The organism is Pseudoalteromonas sp. P1-13-1a, from assembly GCF_001401875.1.
Taxonomy (GTDB): domain Bacteria; phylum Pseudomonadota; class Gammaproteobacteria; order Enterobacterales; family Alteromonadaceae; genus Pseudoalteromonas.
This window is the reverse complement of sequence record NZ_LKDV01000002.1, coordinates 169790-193197: the sequence shown is the minus strand read 5'-3', so window position 1 is coordinate 193197 and position 23408 is coordinate 169790. Positions and strand designations below refer to the sequence as shown.

Sequence of the window (23408 nt, the reverse complement as noted above, 5' to 3'; positions counted from 1 at the left end):
ACTTGTTAACAACAGATGATAGCTTCAGGACAGCGAAAAATAGCGAAAAGATTTACCTGAATATCATGAGAGAATTATTCTTTGGAATAATAGTTAATATAGCGGACAAATGGGCAAACTGGCTACTGTTTTATATTCATTAATCGGTTGATTATTTATGAAAACAATCTTAATTATGCGCCACGGCGAAGCAACACCGATGCAAGCTAACGACGCAGCAAGAAATCTAACACCGAAAGGCCATGCAGAAGCAGAAAAAATGGGCTTATGGTTACACCAACATTTTTCTGTTGACGCTTTGTTGGTAAGTCCTTACTCGCGGGCACAGCAAACAGCTAAAGAAGTCGAGAAAAACAATGTATTCAAATTTAGTGAAACGTGTAGCGATATTATTCCTGAGGGAAAGCCACAAATAGCAGCTGACTATTTAGAAACACTTATTGCTATGCACCCCCAGTGCAATACCTGGTTAGTGGTCGCCCATATGCCTATTGTCAGCTATATAGTTGATCAACTCACCCCGGGTAATATGCCTATTTTTAACACCGCGGCGGTTGCTGTAATTCAGTATGATGAAACCTCACAGCGCAGTGAATATATTAATATCAACGCGCCTGCCAATATATAGAAAAAAGAGATAACTATGAGTATAGAACGCCTTGAAACGGGTGCGCGCATGAGCCGTATAGTTAAGCATAATGGAACCGTTTATTTATGCGGACAAGTATGCAGTGATGCAGAGCAAAACATAACAGAGCAAACGCAAACAATGCTCAACAAAGTAGAGGCCTTACTTGAGCAGGCGGGGAGTTCTAAAAAGCATATGCTCAGCGCAACTATTTACGTTAAAAGCATGGAATATTTTGCCGATATGAATGCGGTTTGGGATGCATGGGTACCAGAAGGTTATGCACCAGCACGCGCCTGTGTTGAAGCTAAAATGGCGCGCGATGCACTATTAGTAGAAATTTCGGTAGTGGCCGCACTTAAATAAGTGTTGTTATAAAAGTACAGCAAGCCACAACGAAAAGCTTACAACACTAAGCACTGTTGAAAGCACCACTGCACCGGCGAGCGTAACTTGATGCGTATTTAATTGGCTTGCAATTAAATACGCATTAACGCCAACGGGTGAGGCGCTCAGCAATACCAGTACGTTACGAATTTGCGTATCTAATGCAAACACCCATGTAGCTGCTACATACACAGCAGCAGGCAACACCAGTATTTTTAATAGTGAAGAAATAAGCGCTGGCTGCCAATTAGCGGCTACTTTATAAAACACCAAATTAGCACCTAATACAAATAAAGCGCACGCAATAGCAGGGCTTGCAAGTAGCTCTAAGGCGTTGGCTAAATTAGCAAATAATGTAATCCCCGACACATTTAAAAGTAACCCACAGCCAATACTTAACACAATAGGGTTAAGGACCATGTTTTTAGCAAATTTTGCCCACGAGAAATCAGCTGTGTTTCCTTTCGCGCCTATTAAATAAGTTAACGCAAAAAGCAGCGTGCTATGAAATGTGATGATCATAAAGGCGATAGCAATCATGTCTTTGCCAAGTGAAGCAATAACAATGGGTATACCCACTAACACCATATTTGAATAACTTCCAGCAAGACCAAACACACTATGCTGTTGATAATTTCCCGCACTTTCTTGTTTGGTTAAACAGTACCTATCAATAAGTATGCCCAAAGCAAATACCGCTAACACAGGAATATAAAAGCTTAAAAATGCTTGGAGGCTAATACTTTGATGCAAATTTATTTGCGACATATTGAGCATTAAAAAGGCGGGTAAGCTCACATAAAAAGTAAATTTACTTAAGCCGGCAATATGCTGCTGATTAAAAAATTTAAAATAACAACAGGTGTAGCCCAATGCGACAATAAAAATTAATGGAAAAATAATCGAAAAAATTTGCACGTATTCTTCCTCTAATTAGCGTCTAAACTCATCGCTTTGTGGTAAATCAATTAAAATCAACACGGCACCGCGTCCGCCGTATACAAGCGGTGCTTGGTGCATGGCTATTACATCGGGGTGCTGCACCAAGTACTGCGGTACTTTGTGTTTTAAAACACGCTCGCCAATACCATGCACTATGCACGCGCAGTAATAATGCTGTTTTTTGCACTCGTGAATAAGCCCTGCGAGTTCATCTTTTGCACGTTCTTTATTAAGCCCGTGCAGGTCGAGAGTTAAATCGGGCGCAAAGTCGCCGCGTCGCAACTGTTTTGCTAAAAAAGAGTCGTGACCATTTTGCACATAGTTAATGGTGCTATTTGTGTCTATATCGGGGATATATTCGTCAGAAAAGAAAAATTCAGACTCAACCTGCTTTTTTTGCTGGGCAAATTGCTTCGCTTGTGACACTTTAGGTTTTGTATCAAACCTATGGGTATCTTGTTTGAACACCTTAGCGCCTGTAATTGTTTGGCGAAAAAGGTCAATGTCGTCGTTGCTTAGGGACGATTGTGATGAGATGTCTTTTTTCATAAATTTTACCTAAACAAAAAAACGTAAAAACGCAGCGCAAAAGGCGGTACAATATAAAGGTGAGGGGCAATTGTAATTTGCTCAGCACAGTTAGGCAATGCAATCGTTGCAAAGACTCAAAACAGTCAGTTAGCTAAAACAGGTAAAAAATATGAGTGATTTACAAATAGAAGAAGCAACACTTGATGAAGCTGTTGCAGAACTGTCAACGTTACATGACTGGTTACGCTGGACTACAAGCCAATTTGCAAGTAGTGGAATATTTTTTGGACATGGCACAGATAACGCGTGGGATGAAGCCGTTAGCTTATTACTTCCTGCATTAAGTTTACCTATTGATGCCCCCAAAGAGTTAATGCATGCGCGGTTAACAAGTACAGAAAAAAACCGCCTAGTAGGGTTAATCGCAGAGCGTATAAACGACTGCACGCCGGTGCCATATTTAACAAACACTGCTTGGTTTGCGGGCATGCCATTTTATGTCGATGAGCGTGTGCTTATTCCGCGCTCGCCGTTTGCAGAACTTATTGCTAATAAGTTTTCACCGTGGCTTGAGCAGCCGCAAAGCGTTAACCGTATTTTAGATTTATGCACAGGCTCTGCTTGTATTGCCATTGCGCTTGCTCAGGTGTTTGAAACGGCGCAAGTAGATGCGGTTGATATATCGTATGAAGCGCTTGAAGTAGCAGATATAAATATAAACGACTATATGCTAAGCGACCGCGTACTGCCTATTCAGTCAGATGTATTTAGTGGTGTGCCAGGGCAAAAGTATGACCTAATAGTAGCCAACCCACCGTATGTTGATGCTGAAGACATGGCTGATTTACCACGTGAGTTTCATCATGAGCCTGAGCTTGGTTTAGCATCTGGCCATGATGGCTTAGACGTTACACGTACTATTTTAGAGCATGCAAGCAATCATCTAACTGATAACGGTTTGTTATTTGTAGAAGTTGGTAACTCTATGGTACATATGGATGCCTTGTATCCGGGCGCACCCTTTGAGTGGGTTGAGTTTGAGCAAGGTGGCTTAGGTGTATTTGTAATAAGCAAAGTGCAGCTTGATACGTATTTTGCTAAATAAATTTTAAGCCGAGCACAAGCTCGGCAACTTTTGTAGTCATTAGGAATGAGGAAAGTTAATGGCAGGTAATAGCATAGGGCAGTTGTTTAAAGTGTCCACCTTTGGTGAGAGCCACGGCGTTGCTCTAGGCGGTGTTGTAGATGGTGCTCCCGCGGGCCTTGAGATCACAGAGGCCGACTTACAAATTGATTTAGACCGTCGTAAACCTGGGCAAAGCCGTTATACAACGCAGCGCCGAGAAGACGATCAAATAAAAATTCTTTCAGGCGTTTTTGAAGGCAAAACCACAGGCACCAGCATTGGTTTACTTATCGAAAATACCGATCAGCGCTCAAAAGACTACGGTAAAATTAAAGATGTGTTTCGCCCAGGTCATGGCGATTACACTTACTGGCACAAATACGGCCTGCGCGATTATCGCGGCGGTGGTCGCTCTTCTGCGCGTGAAACCGCAATTCGTGTAGCGGCAGGCGCCATTGCTAAAAAATACTTAAAGCAGTTTCATGGTATTGAAGTAAAAGCATGCCTAAGCCAACTAGGGCCAATAAAAGCCGAAAGCTATGACTGGGATGAAGTTGAAAACAACTTATTCTTTTTCCCTGATGCAAGTAAGCTAGAAGCGCTTGATGAGTACATGCGAGACCTTAAAAAGCAAGGTGACTCAGTGGGCGCTAAAGTAAAAGTTGTGGCTAGCAATGTACCAGTAGGATTAGGCGAGCCTGTATTTGATAGGCTAGATGCTGAGATTGCGCATTCACTTATGAGCATTAACGCCGTTAAGGGTGTAGAAATTGGTGATGGCTTTGATGTAGTTGAGCAAAAAGGCTCAGAGCATCGTGATGAGTTAACCCCAGAAGGCTTTACCTCAAACCACGCAGGTGGCGTACTTGCTGGTATTTCTACAGGGCAAGATATTATTGCCTCAATTGCGCTTAAGCCTACATCAAGTATCACTATTCCAGGTAAAAGCATTAATACTGAAAACGAAGCAGTAGAGATGATCACCAAAGGGCGTCACGATCCGTGTGTTGGTATTCGTGCAATTCCTATTGCTGAGGCAATGATGGCCATTACACTAATGGACCATTTGCTGCGCCAGCGCGGGCAAAACCCACATGTTAACCATGAACATGGACCAATTAACGGCGCTATTTAAGCGCCTTTAACTATAATAAATGCGGCTGATATTTGATGCCGCACTTACATAACTGACTATACTTAAATACGGTCAATGGCTTGTTTCGCAACCATATAGAGCTTTTTAATCATTAAACCTAACACCCAACGGATAAATTGAGTTGTGAGCTCTACTACCTCGTATGACGCTTTACCTACAAAAGCAAGCATGTGGCCAATTAACCCCTTTAACTCTTCTGTAAGCTCTACAAACTTAACCACAGATTCATGTAAGCATCGCGCTAAAATATCATAAAAAGTTAACCCAATGCTAAGACCTGCTTGTGCAGAAATAAAGGCGTATTGGCCAGTTTTCTTTAAAAAGGTAATTAAGCCATCGGTAATAATTCGCTGCCATCTATATGAGAACGTCACGTTATAACGCAGAGCATATTTTAAAACCGTATGATTATAGTGAAGAGTTTTTAGTGAACTTTCCATACTTCCAAAATCTTTGTATGCTGCCACAGTATTAACATAACCTGGTGTGTCTTCTTCCATAGAGTGTGCACCAATATTAAAAAATGATCCTTCATTCATCGCCGTTTGATATTCGCTTGAGGTATGACTAAACGGCCAAGCTGGTACGCAGGGTACAGGATCTGCACCGTGCGTTACTCGGTACTGGCCAACATTGTGTGCAGCTGAATGCACCGAATGATTTAGCACAACCCTTGGCGCACCAAACGTATATAAATTGGTGGGGATACCTTGCTCACTTGCCCATATTGCTGATAGTTGGGCAATCGCACCACCTAAACTATGGCCAACAAAGTGTAAACACTTCGGTTTATGTTGCTTGACATAATTTGCAAACATCGGCTTCATGCTGGTAAAGGCTTTCTCAAAGCCAGAGTGCACTTCTAAGTTTTTAGGGCCATGACTAATTGCTACGTTTAGGTTTGTTAGCCAGTCGGCGCAGGAGGTAAAAACAGTGCCACGTATACCAATAATATGGTGGCCTTTAAATTGTTGTGATGCACCTTCTGCAGTCAAAGCGAAACCTGTAGTGCGGTTTAGAAGTTGATTGATTAAGCCACCACTAACACCTTTAATTTGGTTGTTGGTGATTTTAAAATCTCTGTCAAAACTTTGCCCTAATTCTTTTGTAAATGACGAAGAGGTTCTTATATCATAAACTCTGGCCGCTATGGTGGCAGCTATATTTGGGGGTAATATTGCTTGGACTTCTTCCATGTCAATCTTCCTTTTATCTTTCAGTTAAATCTGTTAAATCGTAGTTATTTATCAGGTACTCTTTACCATCTTTTAAAAGTTTATAAGGTAAAAAGTCTTCTTCCCATCGACAAATACTTTGCGCTACATAGCTACGTTGTATATTTTTTTGATTTCTAAACTCAAATACAACGTGAGGGTTGGTTATTTCACAATTTAAAAGTGATAGTTTTTTAGTATATTCAGGGACTTCATCAATCCCTGATTGAGTTGCAATCCAAAGCGGTATTAAGGTGTCACAATCTTCAATAAAGATTTCTTGCGAAACACGGTTTTCAACTAATAGCTTATTTGGTATTGAAGAAAAAATGGTTTTTTTGGGAAAGTGAAAACGTCCATTTTGATCTGTGTATACAGTATCACGGTGGACTTTTTCATCTATATAGATTAAAGAGCGAATGATTTCTAAGTTAGCAACTGGTGTGCCATTTTTTGTAACAATACCATTGACTTCAGGGCTTAAAAATACTTCCTTCTTTTTTTTGAACCAGCTAAACATATCTTCTCCTTGACTTAGGGCGGGAAAAATAACAGCACAAAAAAGAATCAATAGGATGGCGAATCGAGGTAAATAAATAGATTTATTCATAGGCAATCCTTGCATAATTTTTTAAATTTTAACTAAGAATAAAATGTATGTAAAGCGAGCTGTACCTATTTCCCTAAGATGATTTAATAGTTAATGAATAAACGCATGTTCATTCTCGCAAATCTCATTTATTTATGTAGCCTGTATAAGTTATTAACCCTGAGAGTGCCCAGTATTTCGGCAGATGTATCTATATTAATTCTGTCGGCTTACAAATAATTTTTAATTAAACTTATTCTTGAGTGTATATTTGTTAGTTTTTAATAATTCATTAGGTATTAATATCCTAAGTGCTTATATATGACAACATCACATAAAAAGTAGCTACTATGAGTAAGAATATTCAAACTCACTCCACGCATTCAGAATATGAATCAACATTGAAACGTCTGGAAAAGTTTAGTCATTTTACAGACAGCAGCATTGGTATTCCTTTTACTAAATTTAATATTGGCCTAGAGGCTGTGATTGGTTTAATACCCATTATAGGGGATGCCGCAGGGCTTATTTTATCAAGCTATGTATTAGTAGAGGCGCAGCGTTTAGGTGTAAGTAAACGCATAAAAACAAAGATTATCATTAATATGCTGATTGATTTTGTAGGCGGTTTAGTTCCATTTTTTGGCGATATATTTGATGCTTTTTTTAAAGCCAACACCCGCAATACCCGTTTATTAAAAAAATATTTAAATGCGCAGCTAGCTAATTGATACTAATAGTCTTTTTACAGGCTTTAAATTTTTTTATTAAGAATAAAAAACAAAGTGTTGTTGGTTGTTTAATCACCTAGTAAGGTAGAGAAGCCTATTCACTTTGGTATATACAAAATGCAATTATTTATCGGTAATAAAAACTATTCTAGCTGGTCATTACGCGCATGGTATTTAATGAGTAAATTTGATGTCCCATTTGACGAAACCCAGCTTGTGCTCGACACCAGTGATTTTTACGACGAACTAAAACAACACTTTCATGTTCAAAAAGTGCCGGCGTTAATTGATGGTGATCTGCAGGTGTGGGACTCGCTCGCAATCTGTGAATATATTAACGATGCTTATTTATCTGGTGCCGCATGGCCAAAATATATTACCCAAAGAGCTAAAGCACGCGCGTTAAGCGCTGAAATGCATTCAGGCTTTATGGCACTTAGAAACGAAATGCCAATGAACATACGAGCAACCCGTAAAGTAGATCTATCAAACGAAGCACTAAAAGACATCGCTCGCATAGATGAGATCTTTGCACTGCAACAAGATGTGTTTCCCAATGCATGGTTTTTTGGTGACTTTAGTATTGCCGATGCGATGTACGCGCCTATTGTATTGCGCTTAAAAACCTATCAAATTACGCTATCAGAACAGGCGCAGCAATATTGTGATTTTGTGATGCGTTGCCCTGTTTTGCAAAAGTGGATAACCCAAGCGCTTACAGAAACCGATATAGTGCAGTGCGATGAGGCGGGAGTAGAGGTATAACTCGCTCATCACTTTTACTTTAAAGTTAAAAGCCCGTACAATTCGTCTCGTTTTTAGTGCGCTAATTTTGCGCTGTAACCGAGACGAATTAATCAGTTTTTATGCATCATATAGCCGATCTTATATCTATTTTCGATAGTGTTTTTTATCAAAGCCATAACACTCGCTTAGTAAAAGGTGATGATGAGCCTGTTTATCTACCTGCCAATAAAACCCATGGGTTTAATCAAATTGTATTTGCACACGGCTTTTACGCCAGCGCTCTGCATGAAATAGCACATTGGTTAGTGGCTGGTAATAAACGCAGAGAGCTTGAAGATTATGGGTATTGGTATTGTCCAGATGGGCGAGATAAACACCAGCAAGCTGAATTCGAAAATGTAGAAATAAAGCCACAAGCAATAGAGTGGCTACTTAGCACCGCTGCGGGCTTTGATTTTAATGTGTCGGTAGATAACTTGAACGGCGAGCAAACTTGTCGGTTTGACTTTCAGGCGCGAGTACACCAGCAAGTATTAATATTATTAGAGCAGGGAGTTAACGCACGCACCCATGCATTATTAAAAGCGTTAAGTGATTTTTATAAAACACCGTGGCCGTTAACCGCTCAGCAATTTAATTGGCATCACCCTCAGGAGTTACAAAATGCAGTTTAAGTTAGGCTTAATTATTAACCCTGTTGCAGGACTTGGTGGCAGCGTTGCTTTAAAAGGGAGCGATGGCGAAAACACGGCTGCAAAGGCAATTGAGCTGGGTGCGCAAGCCAAAGCTAACAGCCGCACACAGGCAGCCCTAGAAGTGCTTGTACCCTATCAAGAGCAGTTAACAATATATACTGTAAATGGCGATATGGGCGAAAAAACAGCACGCGCATTAGGCTTTAATGTTGAAGTAATTTATACCGCTAATACCGTAACAAGCGCCGACGATACAGAGGCCAGCGCTAAATTACTTAAAAATTTAGATGTTGATTTAGTCCTGTTTGCTGGTGGCGATGGTACTGCGCGTAATATTTGTCATGCCATAGAAGATACTATACCAGTGCTGGGTATACCTGCTGGCTGTAAAATTCACTCTGGCGTCTATGCCATTACCCCTAAAGCAGCTGGACGAGTAGTAGAAATGCTAGTAAAAGGCGAGCTGGTTACACTTGCAGATGCCGATGTAATGGATATTGACGAAGAGGCGTTTAGGCAAGGCACCGTAAAAGCTAAGCGCTACGGTGAAATGCAAATACCAAGCGAAGTACGTTATGTACAAGCGGTTAAAAATGGCGGTAAAGAAACAGACGAGCTCGTGCTTGCCGATATTGCAGCGCATGTGGTGAGTGAAATGGATGAAGACACTTATTACATCATGGGAAGTGGCTCAACCGTTGAAGCCATAATGCAAGAAATGGGGCTTGAGAACACATTGTTAGGTGTTGATTTAATTAAAAATCAAACCCTAGTTGCGCAAGATTTAACGGCTAAGCAATTACTTGAGTACACGCAAGGGCATGCGACTCAATTGGTTATTACATTAATCGGCGGGCAAGGCCATATTTTTGGCCGCGGTAACCAGCAGCTAAGCCCTGAGCTTATCCGTGCCATCGGCAAAGACAATATCATAGTGGTGGCAACTAAAACCAAATTACACGCGTTGAACGGGCGTCCACTTATTTGTGACACCGGCGATAGCGCTTTAGATGATGAATTAACAGGTTACATTAAAGTAACCACCGGCTATAACGACCATATTATGTATGCTGTCGGTTATGAAAACCAGGAGAAGTAACACAATGAGTTTAGTGAATTATATTGATGCTGCGCAGCAATACTTTGATGATTTAGTAATTAAAGCAACAGATGATGAGCTGTTCGCTGGTGGTTACTTGCGCGGACATTACGACCTTGCAGTAGGCTATGCCCAAGTAGAAGAGCTGACAATTTCTATTGATGAGCTCAACGAAACTGTGGAGCAAAGCTTAGTAAAAGCATACCGCAATGGCGAGCTAAACGAAGAAGATAAAACCTTGGTTGTTAGGCTTTGGGAAGAAGTGAAAGCCCTCGCTTAACGGATGCTTAGTTCACAATTACAAAAAACGCGGCAACGATAATGAAGCCGCGTTTTTTTATGCTTTATTTGTGCCCATAATAGATTAATTAGTTAATTTACTGTTACTCATTAATGGTATATTGTTACTAAAACCTATTTGGGAGCTATAAATGAACAATAATAATCAAGCAGCGGTACCTACAGGGTTAATCGCACGTTTTTTAAATTTTGTGGAGCGGGTTGGTAACAAACTACCCGATCCGGCGATTATTTTTTTATTCGCTATGTTACTTATTTGGTTGTGCTCGTGGTTATTATCTGGCGTAAGTTTTGATGCGTTAGACCCACGTACAGGTCAAGCCATTGTTGTGAATAACCTGCTAGAGGGCGACTCACTCGCCTCGTTTTTATCTTCCATGGTAAAAACCTTTACGGGCTTTGCACCACTGGGCGTGGTACTGGTTGCCATGTTAGGTGTGGGGGTGGCTGAACACTCGGGTTATATCAATACGGGCCTTAAGTTAATGCTTAAAGTTACCCCAAGGCAACTGTTAACCCCTTCAGTGATTTTAGTGGCTATTGTAAGCCATACTGCAACCGATGCAGGCTACGTATTGGTGATCCCACTAGCAGGTGTTATTTTCTTTGCCGCAGGGCGACACCCATTAGCGGGCATTGCAGCAGCGTTTGCAGGTGTGAGCGGTGGATTTGGCGCTAACTTTATTCCATCAGGGATAGACCCATTACTACAAAGCTTTACCCAAAGTGCAGCGCAAATTATTAACCCCGATATGTCGATTAACCCCCTCAATAACTGGGCATTCACTTCTGCTTCGAGTTTATTTATTGTTTTATTAGGCTGGTATATTACTGACAAAATAATTGAGCCAAGATTAAAAAACACACCGCTTAATGAAGATACCCAAAATTTACCAGCCTTCGATGAAGCTAAAAGTGATGAAAAACGCGCCTTTTTTATAGCCAGTAGCGTAATGGTTGTAGGGCTTGCTTTACTTGCATTTGTATCCGCTCCTGCCGATTCAGCAATGCGCAGTGCCGATGGCTCACTGACTAATTTTAGATCGCCCCTTATGCAATCTATTGTGCCTTTAATCTTTTTATTATTTTGGATACCTGGTGCCGTGTATGGTTTTACCGTTGGAACCTTTAAAACCTCAAAAGATATGATAGATGCGATGAGCACCGCAATGAGTGGCATGGCTTATTACATTGTAATGGCGTTCTTTTGTGCGTTATTCATTGCGGCGTTTTCTAAGTCTAACTTAGGGGCGTTAATGGCCATTGAAGGAGCGCAGCTTTTAAAGGCAATGGAGTTGCCAAGCGCTGTAACTGTTGTGGGTATTATATTTTTGACCGGTTTTGTAAATTTGTTCGTTGGCTCCAGCTCAGCAAAGTGGGCGTTACTTGGGCCTATTTTTGTGCCCATGTTAATGCAACTAGGTATATCACCCGATTTAACCCAAGCGGCTTACAGAATCGGAGACTCTAGCTCAAACATTATTACCCCACTTATGCCGTATTTCCCATTGGTTGTGGTTTACTGCCAAAAGTACGTAAAAGATACCGGTATAGGCACGCTTATCGCACTTATGATCCCCTACTCAATCGCGTTTATGATTGGCTGGAGTATTTTCTTGCTAGGGTATTGGGCACTCGGTATTCCGTTAGGGTTAGATGCGAGTTACGTTTATCCAACGTTACCTTAATTTAAAACTTAATTTATGAACCTCACTCACTTGAGTGAGGTTTTTTATATAAAAATGCTGCAATGTATAAAAAAGTTTTTATCACCTTTCTAATTCTCTCACTATATAGCCAAATAAACTCGCCTCACCAACAATATACACATAATCGTTTTTGCTGTTCATTATTGTAGAGCTATCGTCGTACCATCCAAAGTCGTGCGTTTTGTTAGTAGTAGGGTCTTTAAAGTATAAGCGAGTACAACTATCTTCATAATCAGACCCACACTCTTGTATATCAGTGAGGATATATTCCTTATACCAATAGTCGCCTTGCGTGTAGTAAGCCCATAACTCAATGGGGGCAGAGAGTAAAAAATAGAAAGTTGCATAGATTAACAAAGGGAGTATTGGGTAGGTGAAGATTAATGATAACTTCATTTTTGTATCTGAAAAGCTACCTTTAAGATGCTCCCTGTATTTACTGCAACGCCTATATTTTTTGATTACAAGTATATGGAGATAGATAAATAATTCCCCGCAAAAAATAGGAAGCGCTATATAAAAAATAGCCTCATAAATTTTATTTTCAATAAATGGTGGATCGGTAAAATCTATTAGTATAAGCGTGGCAATATTCAGAATTGGGAAGCCAATTATTGCTGCAAAGAGCAAGTTGTCATAATATTTTTTCAATGTAAATTCATCCGTGAATTATAGTTTTTTCTTAGTTTACAGAACTTTTATTTTTTACTAAAGCAGTGGCTTTAAAACAAAAAAACCTTGGCACTTTCGTGACAAGGTTTTTTATAACATAAGCTATAACGCTTAGTTAGATGTGAAGCTCACTGGGCGACGTTCTTTACGAGGACCACCACGCTTATCACCGCGTTGGTTGTCTTTGTTAAAGTTGCGCTTTCTGTCGCCACTTGGACGCTCAGCGCGCTCACCACGTGGCTCAGCTGGGCCTTGATCTTTTGTTAGTGTCATACCCATTGGGCGTTTACAAATAAACACTTTTTGGAAGTGATCAAGTACATCTTTAGGCATGTTTTGCGGCAATTGTACCGTACTGTGACTGTCGTGTAGACGAATGTCACCAATAAACTTGCTTGAGATGTCCGCTTCGTTAGCAATCGCGCCTACAATGTTTTTAACCTGTACACCGTGCTCACGACCCACTTCGATACGGTAAGTATCCATAGGGCCTGCATTGCGGCTGTTACGCTCGCGAGGTTTACGCTCAGGACGGTCACCACGGCGACCACGATCGCCACGCTCGTTACGTGAATTACGCTCGTTACGAGGTTGAACCTTCACTTCTTCAACTTTAATTGGTGACTGTTGCTGTGCTAAACACAGTAACGCACCTGCTAAGTCTTCTAAAGATAAGTCTAGTTTTTGCGCCATGCTAGCAGCTACTTCATTGAAGAACGTAATGTCTTTGTTTTCAAGAGCAAGCGTAAGCTTTTCTTTTAACGCATTAATACGCTTTTCTTCAACTACTTTAGCTGTAGGTAGTTCAACTTGTGCAATTTCAGATTTAGTATGGCGAATAATATTTTTAAGCAAGTAACGTTCGTTATGCTTAACAAATAAAATCGCTTTACCAGTACGTCCAGCACGACCTGTACGGCCAATACGGTGAACGTAAGCTTCTGAGTCTTGCGGAATATCGTAGTTGATAACTAAGCTTAAACGGTCAACATCAAGACCACGTGCTGCTACATCTGTTGCAATAACGATGTTGATCATTCCGCTTTTTAAACGGTCAACCGTGCGCTCACGTGCTTGCTGGTTCATGTCACCATTAAGTGGAGCTGCAGAGAAACCTTCGCGCTCTAATAACTCAGCAAGTTGCACTGTGTCGTTACGTGTACGTACAAAAACAATAGCGCCTTCGTATTGCTCTGCTTCTAAGAAACGAACAATGGCTTTGTTTTTATGTACGTGAGCATTCCAAAACACTTGCTCAACAGATGATGTCGTTGAGTTTCTAGCAGAAATATGAACCTGTTCAGGGTTATTCATATATTTACTGCTGATGTTTTGAATTTGCTTAGGCATGGTTGCTGAGAAAAGACATGTTTGCTTTTCACGTGGCGTTTTTTCCATGATGCTTTCTACATCATCGATAAAGCCCATACGTAACATTTCATCGGCTTCATCAAGTACTAGTGCTTGTAAAGCATCAAACTTGATAGTGCCACGGTTAATGTGATCGATTAATCGACCTGGAGTAGCAACAATAATTTGTGCGCCACGACGAAGTGCGCTTAATTGAATGCTGTAGCTTTGGCCACCGTATAGTGCTAATACTTCTACACCACGAGTACCTTTTGCATATTGTTCAAATGCCTCAGCAACTTGGATCGCAAGCTCACGGGTTGGTGTGAGTACAAGGATCTGTGGCTGTTTCACAGACGGGTCAATATTGTTTAGTAACGGCAGTGCAAATGCTGCTGTTTTACCTGTACCCGTTTGTGCTAGTCCCAGTACGTCCTTTCTTTCTAGCAATAACGGTATACATTGAGCTTGGATTTCAGATGGTGTCTTGTAACCCAACTCTTCAACTGCCTTTAAAATTGCAGGAGAAAGATTTAGAGATTCAAACGTGACTGGTTCTGACATTAATACGCCTCAACGAATTTAAAGAGGCGCGCATTGTATAGGAAATACGAGGCAATTGCTTGTATAAATTACAACTAATTTGTATGTGATTGATGTTGGTCGAAATTTAACCAGTTTAAGTTTTTGATTTTTTAAACTGGTTAACAAGCTATATACATAGGGTTATTTGTATAGGCCTAGGTTTTCTTTAGCGTAGGCTTCAAATTCAGTAAATCCACCAATGTGTGTTTGATCTACAAAAATTTGCGGCACAGTTGGACAGGGTTTACCTGCAGACTTTTCTAAATCAGCTTTGCTAATACCTTCTTTGATGATATCGATATAACGAAATTTAAAATCATCACGCTCATTAGATAGTTGCTCGGCTACGTCTTTAGCACGTACACAAAAAGGGCAGCCCTCGCGGCCAAAAATTACAGTAAGCATAATACTCTCCTCAATAAATTTAGGTTCATATTAAACGATTAATAAATAATTTAAAGCGCAAAAAATCGATTGGTAAGTTCCGTTTTTATGTAAAGTCGCTTAATTTTTCATTTGCCATGCATTTTGAATTGCAATTTGCAAAAAACTCGATTGCCTTTAAGTTAAGTAGTTTTTAAACCTAATAAATTCATCGTATTAGTAATGGTAAGCAGGTGGCATATAAATTGATATTTAAGTGCATAGCCAACCTGTTAGGAATGATGATGAGTAATAACAGCCATGTACTAGAAATTATCCAAGGGGTAATTGCACGCTTTTGCAAAACAAATAACACCAATGTGCCAATTACTCTCATCAACAAATTACAGTGTAATTATATTTGTTTACAGATTGCCCCTGAGCAGATGATTATACAATGTGAGGCGTTTATTTTGCCTTCGTTAAAAGCCGCTAAAAGCAATTTTGTGCTAACAGTAGAGGCTAATTTACAGGGGGTTAATTTAAATTACTGGGTAGACTCTAACCCTGAAATGCACACCATTGACATCCATGGTTTGCTAGCAACCCGTGAGCCAATATTATCTGTCGATACAGGTAAGGAGTGGGTCAATGCATCAAGTAGTAACCCAGATTTACACCAAAGCATTCACTACTTAGCTAATTCAAGTGCACAAAACTTTGGTTTAAAACTCGCCGAGGGCAGCAACGATAATGTTTTAAATATCGAAGATGCACGTCACTTATCTGCAGAAGCGCTCGCTAACCACCTTTTAAATAATGACGAGTCACAAAGCATAAAAATTTGTGCATTTGATGCGCTCAGTGAGTTACAAGACCAACAGGTTATGTCACAGCCGGTATTAGCGTGGCCTTTTTTTGATACTGATTTAGTGCACGCGATAAATAACCTTAATACTCACAATAAATTATCAGTCCTGGTTGCTGATGATAGCTTGCCAAGTCAAGTTGCTACCAAAGTTATGCTTGAAATGCTCGGGTGCGCCGTGACGTGCGCAGAAAATGGCTCAAGTGCCTTACTCATTGCCCAGCAAGAACCTTTCGATTTACTGCTGTTAGATGAGCGTATGCCGGGAATGTTTGGCAGTGATGTAGCCCAGCAACTCATTAAGCAAAATACCCCAAACGACAATACACCAAAAGTCATTTTAACGGGCATTACTGAAGAGCAGCAAATTGCGCAGCTTTTTGAAAAAGGGGCGACTCACTATCTTCAAAAACCAGTTACAAAAGCGGTATTAGAAGAGTTTATAAAGCCTTGGCAAGCTGCCTAAAACTCTACTTAGGAGAACGCTATGAACGATTTATCAAAAACAGCTTTGCTACTTATAGGCTTTCAAAACGACTATTTTTCACCTGATGGCATTTTATATCAAGTTGTTGAAGAGTCATCGCGGGTAACCGGTGTGGTAAATAACACCTTAGCGCTGTTAGACAAATACATAGACAAATTCGCTTTAGTGCTTAGTACACCCATTCACTTTACACAAGATTACAGCGAGCTTAAAAACCCCATTGGTATTTTAAAAGTCATTGCCGAAGTCGGTGCTTTTAAAGCAAACTCTTACGGGGCGCAAGGCATTAAAGAGTTCGATAAATATGGCGAACGTATTGTGCAAATTCCAGGTAAACGAGGGCTCAATGCCTTTACTCATACAGAGCTTGCGAATGTACTCAATAACAACGGAATAACCGATATTGTTTTGGCTGGCACGGTGACCTCTATTTGTATTGATTCGACTGCACGTTCAGCTGTGGAGCTAGGTTTTAACGTGACGGTGCTTAATGACTGCACATCAAGTAGAACGCCATTTGAGCAAACATTTTACTGTGAAGACGTTTTTCCACTCTATGCCAAGGTGTGCAGCCATGCCGAGTTAGTAAATGAATGAGGCGAAAATGGAAGAAAAAGATGAGCTACAAGTACAAGTCCACTATGCGTTAATTGAGCAACTTTCAGCAAACACTCGCAGGCAAACTAAACTACTTGCTTTGCTTGATGAGTGTGTATTTGAATGCGATAAGCATTTAGTTTTTAGTTACGTCAACGAAGCGTGGCTCAATAAGCTAGGGTTTACACCGGCCATGCTTATAGGTAAAAAAATTACCTCTTTATTAGAAATTAAAGACAGATTAAAGCTGTCGGCATATATTGAGTCTATTTTTGATGAGTCATTTAGCGCAAGCATAGAGCTGCAGGTTAAAAACAATGATGGGCTAAGTAATTGGTTCGAAATGCGCATAGCGTGTGACGATAACGGCGGTTTTATTGGCTCTTTACATGATATACAACGCCACAAAGATTACCAATACCTGCTCACCGAGCAACAAGTGTATGCCAAGCGACTCTCTTTAGTGGCAAGCCATACTAATAATTTAGTCATAATTACCGATCGTTTCGGTAAAATAGAGTGGGTTAATAAAAGCTTTGAAATACTGACCAGCTATAAATGTGAGGAAGTCATCGGGCTTAGCCCCGGTAAGCTATTGCAAGGACCAAAAACCAGCTCAGAATCACGCCAATTAATGGCTAGAGCGATAAAAAATGCCGAGCCATTTCAAATTGAAACAGTCAATTATGATAAGTATCAAAACGAATACTGGGTGGCTATTGATGCCACTCCGGTAAAAGACGACGATGGAAGAGTTAAGCATTTTATAGCCATAGAAACGAACATTACCCAGCGTGTAAAAGCTGAACAAGCAATGGCCGAAATAGAATATAACTACCATTCTGTGGTCGATAATATTCCTGATATTGTATTGCGGTTAGACGCGCAGGGCTGTTTATTGTTTATGAATAAAGCGTGGCAAGATTTCTTTCAAACTGACATGAATAAACACCTTGGTTTGCCCATTGCTAATTTTATAATGTGTGAGGATGTTGAAAAGTTAAATACGGCTCTCGCCAGCTATACAGATGGCAGCCGAGAAGTAAAGCGCTTGGATATTAGATTCACTAACGCACTAAACGAGCCAAACTGGGTTGAAATGACCCTTACACCAATTACTTCATTTAACGGTACACACTTAACGTCTATAGCCGCTACCGTTGTGGATATTCAAGAGCGTGTGATAGCTGAACAAATACTCTTAGAAGCTAAGCATCAGGCAGAGTCGTTGGCGGAGTCTAAAAGTCGATTTATGGCAAATATTAGTCATGAAATACGTACACCTTTAAATGCGGTGATTGGGTGTGCTGATATTTTGCATGACACAGGGCTTACGACTGAGCAAAAACGTTACACTCAGATGATTAAAACAAGCTCAGATGCGTTATTAAGCATATTAGACGATGTATTGACATACTCGCGTTTTGAAGCACAAGCAATTTCGATTGATAATCAGCCATTTAGTCTCGACACTTGTTTAGAAGAAGCTATTGATATAGTGAGCGAAAGCGCTGTACAAAAAGGGCTTGAGCTCATTTTTGATCTGCACCCTGATGTTCCGGTTCAGGTGATTGGCGATCATGGTCGTATAAGGCAAATAGCTATAAACTTACTCTCGAATGCTATTAAGTTTACCCAAAAAGGGGCACTCATCGTCACTGCCCAGTGTGCCGAATTTAAAAACAATAAATTTACGTTGCAGCTTAGCTTCAAAGACACTGGTATAGGAATTGCTCAAAACAAACTCGACAGTATGTTTAAGCCCTTTATTCAATCTGATAATTCTATTACACGAGAATATGGCGGTAGTGGTTTAGGGTTAGCCATATGTAAGCAAATATGTGATGCTGCAGGGGGTGATATTACTGTCAATTCCCAGTTTGGTGTAGGGAGTGAGTTTATTGTTACTTACCCGTTACTCATAGACACAAGCGGGCAAGTGCAAAGGGAAGGGTTTTCTGCTAGAGCGAAAAAACCTAATGTTTGTGTGTTCAGTAAAAACTCCCCCCTAAACACAGCGATAGAGCATATGCTTACCCGCCATTCTATTGATTACTCACGTGTTCAAAGCCTATCGAAGTTAAGCTCTATTGCAACACCTGACGCTATTGTTACAACTAACAAGCGTGATTTAGAGGCAGCGCAACAATTTTTAAAAAATCACCCGCGTTTAAATGAGCCGTGCCTATTACTGATAGATTTATTAGGTAAGAGCCAAAAGGAAGAGGCACCAAGCGATGGCATGCTTAGACTAAATGGCCCCTTTAAACCTTCTCACCTCCCTAGAGCAATTGTTGCACTTGAGGAAGCGCTTTTTCACCTTAATATTATTTTTACTAATAAAAAAGAAATTTCGAAAAATACAAACACAATAAAGGCTCAACCATTTAAAGGTACACATGTACTTGTTGTTGAAGACAATAAAAATAATCAAATAGTCATTCAGCAATTTTTAGAGCAGCAAGGGTGTTTAGTAAAAATAGCTAGCAACGGACTAGAGGCAGTTGAAAAAGTTAAAACTCAAACAATAGATCTAATATTTATGGACATACAAATGCCAATTTTAGACGGTATTTCTGCGACTAAAAAAATCAGAGAATTATCTATCGTTACACCTATTATAGCGCTAACAGCAAATGCTATTCATGGCGATAAAGAGCGTTTTATTAAGGCAGGGATGAATGACTATTTAGCAAAACCAATAATTAGCAGAAAACTTAATCTGCTTTTGAATCAATACTTACCAAAACTTGATGACGTTAAACACTCTAAGCTAGAGCGTATTAATGAAATTTGGTCATTATTAAAGTAAAAAGTAACACCGTTGTATTACAGCTTAAACCAAAGCTAAATATGACCAAATAAGGCCTTACATCGATATTTAAAGTTAATGATTTTTTGAAGGTAGAAGACGTGTTTTAAAATGTACTATGAATTAATTTTTTTATTTTACTAAACCTTAAGCTGTTAACTAAACGACTAATTGGTACCTTAATACTAGTTTCTTTTGGTTATAAAACTAATCCATACCTGCTCCTTTTGAATTATTTTTAAATTGGTTTGCATTTTGCAAATCAAAATGAAATTGAATTTCATAATGCAATTGGTTACTCAGCGAGTTTTTATCTTCTTCTATTAAACATATTATTTTAATTATTGATTTATAAAGACTTAAATTTTTTATCCTCATTTAATTTAATGTGGCATGGCTTTCGCTACATAGACATCAAGTAAAGCGAAATAATCGCAGTTACAAATTTATTATATCGTCATATGATTTTAAGGTGTCTATTATGCAAACTAATACTAAAGTTAAACAGCAACCAAAAAAAATGTCTTTTGTTCTTACTCCTGAGTTAATGGTGCTGTCTATTATTATTGTTGCAGCGGTTATTGTGGGTGCAACGGCACTGAGAGGCACAGTTACTATTGAGCCTGTTAACGAAGGCAATACTGAGATGTTTACGAATAAATTTAGTAATAGTGAGTTAGACAATGCCACTATTGAAAGTGCTTCATTAAATTACGCCCAAAACATCAATGAGCAAGCTGAGCAATCAGGCTCGCAAGGTTTAAACAATTAAACAATACTTCCCCTTTAGTATTTTTTGGCTGACTCTAAGTAATTAGGTCAGCCTTTTTATTTTATGCTGCTCTATAAACGCAAAACGACATTTTTTACGTGTTTTTCCTCAACTTGCGTGTCAGTGTGATTTGCAAAATGCAAATATCCCTCCAGATGATTTCAAGCTAAATAGATAAATTTAACCCATTGAAAGTATAGACTTTATTTATTCTTTTATACGTATTTTTGGTCTGTATATTGCTAATGTATAACAAGTTTATGTTTTGCCTTTATTTGTGGAGAAATTTATGAATGCGTTTAAAAGCTTAGAGCCTACCAATACGGTCAACATTGCACGCTGGCACGAACTAGAGCAAATTATGACGCATGCTATGAAAAACCATTGCTTTAATATGGTTTATCAGCCTCTTGTGTCTTTAACTAGTGGTCAACTAGTTGGCTTTGAGTCTTTAGTACGTTGCGAATCTTCACGCTATGGTGCGGTTGGCCCCGACGAATTTATACCGCATGTGGAGCAATCAGGCATGATTTTAGATTTGGGGGATTGGATTTTCAAGCAAACACTGAGTGACTTAAGCGAAATGAGAAAGATAGGTATGGACGATATAACTATTTCACTAAACATTTCACCTATACAAATTATTGAAGGGAATGTGTTCTCTAAAGTAATGACTTTACTCGATAAATATCAGATAGATCCAGCGGCCATAAAAGTAGAATTAACAGAAACAGCGTTAATCAAAAGTCCTCAACGTATAGCCAAAACATTTGAGCATTTTCACAAAGAAGGGGTGAAAATTTGGCTAGACGATTTTGGTACGGGCTATGCTTCGCTGGGGCTTTTACGGCAGTTTAATATTGATGGGCTAAAAATAGACCGTAGTTTTATAAGCGGTATTACAACTAACAATGAGGACTTTACGTTGTGCAGCGCAATTATCGCTATGGCGCAAAGGTTAGGCCTTGAAACCATTGCTGAGGGAATTGAACATCGTGAGCAATTACAGATATTAGAGCAGCTAGGGTGTGATGTCGCGCAGGGTTACTTACTCGGCAGGCCAAGTAGTTTAGCTAATAATACGGCGACTTGGGTAAAAATGTAACTTAACTGAGTGTTTCAATTTGCAAAATGCGAAAAACGACTTACTCTAAAAGTATAAACCTAGTGAAGCATTACATTACAATAATAAATAAAGGCCTGATATGCCAATACCAGAAGAACATATAGACAACACCATTACTCAAGCACATGTGCTAGCGCAATTAGAGCAAGATGTTGGCTCACTCACTTTAGTAAGGCTGGTAAATTTATTTATTACTGAATTAGAGGAAATGCGACTTCGACTTAAACAAGCTATTGATGAGCAAGATGAAGATAATATTAAAGATATAATGCACGTACTTAAAAATTCTGCCGCGCTTTACGGTGCTTTAACTCTGGCAGCCCTAGCTAGCCAGTTACATGATTACCCACCAGTTACCATTGAAGAAAATATCCATGCTGCCCAAATCGTTCAACATAATCTAGAAAAAACCCATGCTGCATATCAAGTTATTGCACAAAATATTACTTAAAAGGTTCTGCTATGAACGATCCTCAAGAAAAAGCACTGATTTATATTGTTGAAGATAGCATTGCAAGTGGGGCTCTATACGCGAGTCAACTAGAGCAGGCTGGCCATGAATGCCGGCACTTTACCGATGGTTATTCAGCCTTGGTTGCTATAAAAGACACGATGCCCGACGTTATTGTGCAGGACGTTTGTTTACCCGATATTAGTGGCTTAGAGGTGCTGCAGTTTGTAAAAAAACAGGAAAAGCCAGCGAATGTCGTGATGATCACCTCAAATAGCTCTATTGATGTAGCTGTTGAGGCAATGCGCTTAGGAGGCTTTGATTTTTTAGAGAAACCGTTTTCAGGGCAGCGCTTAGTAAGCGCAGTTGATAGTGCGCTTTCACAGAAAACCACTCCTGCTGTTAAAGTTCAAAAACAAAAAGCACCAAGCACGTCAGCATTTATTGGTGAGTCACTCGCAATGCAAACAGTGTTTAGGCTTTTAGATAGTGCAGCACGAAGTAAAGCATGTGTTTTTATTACTGGTGAAAGTGGTACAGGGAAGGAGGTGTGCGCGCAAACGTTACACGACACGAGTCCAAGAAGTGAAGGGCCGTTTATAGCCATTAACTGTGCTGCTATTCCTGGAGAGCTATTTGAATCCGAGTTTTTTGGTCATGTAAAAGGGGCTTTTAGCGGCGCGTTAAGTGATAGAAAAGGCGCTGTAGAAGTGGCAAATGGTGGCACTTTATTTTTAGATGAGTTGTGTGAAATGGAGCTTAATTTGCAAGCTAAACTATTACGTTTTTTGCAAACAGGCGCGTTTAATCGAGTAGGCAGTAGCGAGGTTTTACACAGTAATGTTAGGCTAGTGTGCGCAACAAATAGAAGTCCCGTAGTTGAAGTTGCTGAAGGGCGTTTTAGGGAAGATTTATACTACAGACTTAATGTTATTCCTGTAAAATTACCACCGCTGCGTGAGCGAGCTGGCGATATTATGTTGCTTGCAAAGCATATTTTAAAACAAAAAAGTGAAAGTAACGCTAAGTTGTTCCATCGTTTTTCAAAAGAAGTTGAAAATCTTTTTTGCAACTACGATTGGCCCGGTAATATTCGTGAGCTGCAAAATGTTATAGAAAATATAGTTGTTATTAATGATGGTGAAATTGTTGAGCTAGATATGCTACCAAGCTCATTCGGTGTTAATTCTGCTATTCCAAGCAAAAATACTAGCCCATCTCAATCTTCAGAGCCATTACAAACTAACTCACTTATGGGCGTGCACGACATAGAGCCCCTTTGGCAGGTTGAAAAAAGAGCAATAGAGTCGGCAATAGCGGTATGCGATGATAACATACCACTTGCTGCGGCCTATTTGGGTGTAAGCGCCTCGACTATTTACAGAAAAATAAAAGGCTGGAGTTAGCTTCACGCTTCTTCCTTACACCTGCTTGGGGTTTATACTGTACTAATTGCTGCTTAAAAAAAGCA

General features: G+C 39.8%; 24 protein-coding genes. 17 read left to right on the top strand and 7 right to left on the bottom strand.

The features are described 5' to 3' along the window. Positions 1–157: 157 nt before the first annotated feature. Both sixA and AN391_RS02975 read left to right on the top strand, forming a co-directional pair. Positions 158–628 carry a phosphohistidine phosphatase SixA gene (gene sixA, locus AN391_RS02980; protein ID WP_055014015.1) on the top strand — a complete coding sequence of 157 codons (471 nt, stop codon included), beginning with the start codon at positions 158–160 and terminating at the stop codon, positions 626–628. Between the two features lie 15 nt (positions 629–643). Next, on the top strand, positions 644–994 hold the full coding sequence (locus AN391_RS02975; RefSeq protein ID WP_055014014.1) for a RidA family protein: 351 nt from the start codon (positions 644–646) through the stop codon (positions 992–994). Between the two features lie 6 nt (positions 995–1000). Here the strand turns inward: AN391_RS02975 and AN391_RS02970 are convergent, their stop codons facing one another. Together AN391_RS02970 and smrB are read right to left on the bottom strand one after the other, a co-directional pair. Further along, complete coding sequence (locus AN391_RS02970; protein ID WP_055014013.1) at positions 1001–1933, bottom strand: AEC family transporter; 933 nt, start codon at positions 1931–1933, stop codon at positions 1001–1003. A 15-nt stretch (positions 1934–1948) separates the two neighbouring features. Then, positions 1949–2506 (bottom strand): endonuclease SmrB, encoded by a 558-nt coding sequence (gene smrB / locus AN391_RS02965; RefSeq protein WP_055014012.1) that lies wholly within the window; start codon positions 2504–2506, stop codon positions 1949–1951. 151 nt (positions 2507–2657) lie between these two features. Between smrB and prmB the strand changes: the two genes are divergently transcribed. Continuing rightward, positions 2658–3593: a 50S ribosomal protein L3 N(5)-glutamine methyltransferase gene (gene prmB / locus AN391_RS02960; protein ID WP_055014011.1), complete on the top strand. Its 936-nt coding sequence runs from the start codon at positions 2658–2660 to the stop codon at positions 3591–3593. Positions 3594–3651: 58 nt separating this feature from the next. After that, on the top strand, positions 3652–4749 hold the full coding sequence (gene aroC, locus AN391_RS02955; RefSeq protein ID WP_055014010.1) for a chorismate synthase: 1098 nt from the start codon (positions 3652–3654) through the stop codon (positions 4747–4749). A gap of 62 nt (positions 4750–4811) precedes the next feature. Here the strand turns inward: aroC and AN391_RS02950 are convergent, their stop codons facing one another. Together AN391_RS02950 and AN391_RS02945 are read right to left on the bottom strand one after the other, a co-directional pair. After that, positions 4812–5966, bottom strand: coding sequence for a lipase family protein (locus tag AN391_RS02950; protein WP_055014009.1), 1155 nt, complete (start codon positions 5964–5966; stop codon positions 4812–4814). Positions 5967–5979: 13 nt separating this feature from the next. Further along, the gene (locus AN391_RS02945; RefSeq protein ID WP_055014008.1) at positions 5980–6594 is read right to left on the bottom strand and encodes a DUF6795 domain-containing protein; all 615 of its coding nucleotides are present in this window, start codon (positions 6592–6594) and stop codon (positions 5980–5982) included. A gap of 329 nt (positions 6595–6923) precedes the next feature. Between AN391_RS02945 and AN391_RS02940 the strand changes: the two genes are divergently transcribed. The 6 genes from AN391_RS02940 to AN391_RS02915 all read left to right on the top strand — a co-directional run bounded on the left by AN391_RS02940 (position 6924) and on the right by AN391_RS02915 (position 11833). Continuing rightward, complete coding sequence (locus tag AN391_RS02940; protein WP_055014007.1) at positions 6924–7304, top strand: DUF4112 domain-containing protein; 381 nt, start codon at positions 6924–6926, stop codon at positions 7302–7304. Positions 7305–7421: 117 nt separating this feature from the next. Next, positions 7422–8069: a glutathione S-transferase family protein gene (locus tag AN391_RS02935; RefSeq protein ID WP_055014006.1), complete on the top strand. Its 648-nt coding sequence runs from the start codon at positions 7422–7424 to the stop codon at positions 8067–8069. A 101-nt stretch (positions 8070–8170) separates the two neighbouring features. Continuing rightward, on the top strand, positions 8171–8725 hold the full coding sequence (locus AN391_RS02930; RefSeq protein ID WP_055014005.1) for an elongation factor P hydroxylase: 555 nt from the start codon (positions 8171–8173) through the stop codon (positions 8723–8725). Continuing rightward, positions 8715–9845 (top strand): ATP-NAD kinase family protein, encoded by a 1131-nt coding sequence (locus AN391_RS02925; RefSeq protein WP_055014004.1) that lies wholly within the window; start codon positions 8715–8717, stop codon positions 9843–9845. Before AN391_RS02930 ends, AN391_RS02925 begins: the two co-directional genes overlap by 11 nt. Positions 9846–9849: 4 nt before the next feature. Continuing rightward, positions 9850–10125: a YfcL family protein gene (locus AN391_RS02920; protein WP_055014003.1), complete on the top strand. Its 276-nt coding sequence runs from the start codon at positions 9850–9852 to the stop codon at positions 10123–10125. 151 nt (positions 10126–10276) lie between these two features. Then, positions 10277–11833, top strand: coding sequence for an AbgT family transporter (locus AN391_RS02915; RefSeq protein ID WP_055014002.1), 1557 nt, complete (start codon positions 10277–10279; stop codon positions 11831–11833). Positions 11834–11914: 81 nt separating this feature from the next. Here AN391_RS02915 and AN391_RS02910 read toward each other — a convergent pair whose 3' ends face one another. The 3 genes from AN391_RS02910 to AN391_RS02900 form a co-directional block, all read right to left on the bottom strand. Then, a complete protein-coding gene (locus tag AN391_RS02910) occupies positions 11915–12505 on the bottom strand; it encodes a hypothetical protein (RefSeq protein ID WP_055014001.1) in 591 nt (196 codons plus the stop codon). A gap of 132 nt (positions 12506–12637) precedes the next feature. Beyond that, positions 12638–14440 (bottom strand): DEAD/DEAH box helicase, encoded by a 1803-nt coding sequence (locus AN391_RS02905; protein WP_055014000.1) that lies wholly within the window; start codon positions 14438–14440, stop codon positions 12638–12640. Positions 14441–14602: 162 nt separating this feature from the next. Further along, positions 14603–14866: a GrxA family glutaredoxin gene (locus tag AN391_RS02900; protein WP_004587283.1), complete on the bottom strand. Its 264-nt coding sequence runs from the start codon at positions 14864–14866 to the stop codon at positions 14603–14605. A 263-nt stretch (positions 14867–15129) separates the two neighbouring features. Between AN391_RS02900 and AN391_RS02895 the strand changes: the two genes are divergently transcribed. The 7 genes from AN391_RS02895 (at position 15130) to AN391_RS02865 (ending at position 23343) form a co-directional block, all read left to right on the top strand. Next, positions 15130–16158 (top strand): response regulator, encoded by a 1029-nt coding sequence (locus AN391_RS02895; protein WP_055013999.1) that lies wholly within the window; start codon positions 15130–15132, stop codon positions 16156–16158. 21 nt (positions 16159–16179) lie between these two features. Then, positions 16180–16776: an isochorismatase family cysteine hydrolase gene (locus AN391_RS02890; protein ID WP_055013998.1), complete on the top strand. Its 597-nt coding sequence runs from the start codon at positions 16180–16182 to the stop codon at positions 16774–16776. Between the two features lie 7 nt (positions 16777–16783). After that, positions 16784–19588 carry a PAS domain-containing hybrid sensor histidine kinase/response regulator gene (locus AN391_RS02885; protein ID WP_055014127.1) on the top strand — a complete coding sequence of 935 codons (2805 nt, stop codon included), beginning with the start codon at positions 16784–16786 and terminating at the stop codon, positions 19586–19588. A 481-nt stretch (positions 19589–20069) separates the two neighbouring features. Then, positions 20070–20360: a hypothetical protein gene (locus tag AN391_RS02880; protein ID WP_055013997.1), complete on the top strand. Its 291-nt coding sequence runs from the start codon at positions 20070–20072 to the stop codon at positions 20358–20360. A gap of 289 nt (positions 20361–20649) precedes the next feature. Further along, a complete protein-coding gene (locus AN391_RS02875) occupies positions 20650–21465 on the top strand; it encodes a bifunctional diguanylate cyclase/phosphodiesterase (protein ID WP_235575940.1) in 816 nt (271 codons plus the stop codon). Between the two features lie 100 nt (positions 21466–21565). Then, a complete protein-coding gene (locus tag AN391_RS02870) occupies positions 21566–21937 on the top strand; it encodes an Hpt domain-containing protein (RefSeq protein ID WP_055013996.1) in 372 nt (123 codons plus the stop codon). Between the two features lie 11 nt (positions 21938–21948). Continuing rightward, positions 21949–23343, top strand: a complete 1395-nt coding sequence (locus AN391_RS02865) for a sigma-54 dependent transcriptional regulator (protein WP_055013995.1) — start codon at positions 21949–21951, stop codon at positions 23341–23343. The last annotated feature ends 65 nt before the right edge of the window (positions 23344–23408 follow it).

What these genes read in the sequence shown, in the direction of transcription:
- sixA (WP_055014015.1), top strand. Translation starts at nt 158, where the DNA reads ATGAAAACAATCTTAATTATGCGCCACGGCGAAGCAACACCGATGCAA.
- AN391_RS02950 (WP_055014009.1), bottom strand. Translation starts at nt 5,966, where the DNA reads ATGGAAGAAGTCCAAGCAATATTACCCCCAAATATAGCTGCCACCATA.
- aroC (WP_055014010.1), top strand. Translation starts at nt 3,652, where the DNA reads ATGGCAGGTAATAGCATAGGGCAGTTGTTTAAAGTGTCCACCTTTGGT.
- AN391_RS02880 (WP_055013997.1), top strand. Translation starts at nt 20,070, where the DNA reads ATGCAAACTAATACTAAAGTTAAACAGCAACCAAAAAAAATGTCTTTT.
- AN391_RS02925 (WP_055014004.1), top strand. Translation starts at nt 8,715, where the DNA reads ATGCAGTTTAAGTTAGGCTTAATTATTAACCCTGTTGCAGGACTTGGT.
- AN391_RS02940 (WP_055014007.1), top strand. Translation starts at nt 6,924, where the DNA reads ATGAGTAAGAATATTCAAACTCACTCCACGCATTCAGAATATGAATCA.
- AN391_RS02900 (WP_004587283.1), bottom strand. Translation starts at nt 14,866, where the DNA reads ATGCTTACTGTAATTTTTGGCCGCGAGGGCTGCCCTTTTTGTGTACGT.
- AN391_RS02865 (WP_055013995.1), top strand. Translation starts at nt 21,949, where the DNA reads ATGAACGATCCTCAAGAAAAAGCACTGATTTATATTGTTGAAGATAGC.
- AN391_RS02890 (WP_055013998.1), top strand. Translation starts at nt 16,180, where the DNA reads ATGAACGATTTATCAAAAACAGCTTTGCTACTTATAGGCTTTCAAAAC.
- AN391_RS02975 (WP_055014014.1), top strand. Translation starts at nt 644, where the DNA reads ATGAGTATAGAACGCCTTGAAACGGGTGCGCGCATGAGCCGTATAGTT.
- smrB (WP_055014012.1), bottom strand. Translation starts at nt 2,506, where the DNA reads ATGAAAAAAGACATCTCATCACAATCGTCCCTAAGCAACGACGACATT.
- AN391_RS02875 (WP_235575940.1), top strand. Translation starts at nt 20,650, where the DNA reads ATGAATGCGTTTAAAAGCTTAGAGCCTACCAATACGGTCAACATTGCA.
- AN391_RS02930 (WP_055014005.1), top strand. Translation starts at nt 8,171, where the DNA reads ATGCATCATATAGCCGATCTTATATCTATTTTCGATAGTGTTTTTTAT.
- prmB (WP_055014011.1), top strand. Translation starts at nt 2,658, where the DNA reads ATGAGTGATTTACAAATAGAAGAAGCAACACTTGATGAAGCTGTTGCA.
- AN391_RS02920 (WP_055014003.1), top strand. Translation starts at nt 9,850, where the DNA reads ATGAGTTTAGTGAATTATATTGATGCTGCGCAGCAATACTTTGATGAT.
- AN391_RS02935 (WP_055014006.1), top strand. Translation starts at nt 7,422, where the DNA reads ATGCAATTATTTATCGGTAATAAAAACTATTCTAGCTGGTCATTACGC.
- AN391_RS02905 (WP_055014000.1), bottom strand. Translation starts at nt 14,440, where the DNA reads ATGTCAGAACCAGTCACGTTTGAATCTCTAAATCTTTCTCCTGCAATT.
- AN391_RS02945 (WP_055014008.1), bottom strand. Translation starts at nt 6,594, where the DNA reads ATGAATAAATCTATTTATTTACCTCGATTCGCCATCCTATTGATTCTT.
- AN391_RS02895 (WP_055013999.1), top strand. Translation starts at nt 15,130, where the DNA reads ATGAGTAATAACAGCCATGTACTAGAAATTATCCAAGGGGTAATTGCA.
- AN391_RS02885 (WP_055014127.1), top strand. Translation starts at nt 16,784, where the DNA reads ATGGAAGAAAAAGATGAGCTACAAGTACAAGTCCACTATGCGTTAATT.
- AN391_RS02915 (WP_055014002.1), top strand. Translation starts at nt 10,277, where the DNA reads ATGAACAATAATAATCAAGCAGCGGTACCTACAGGGTTAATCGCACGT.
- AN391_RS02870 (WP_055013996.1), top strand. Translation starts at nt 21,566, where the DNA reads ATGCCAATACCAGAAGAACATATAGACAACACCATTACTCAAGCACAT.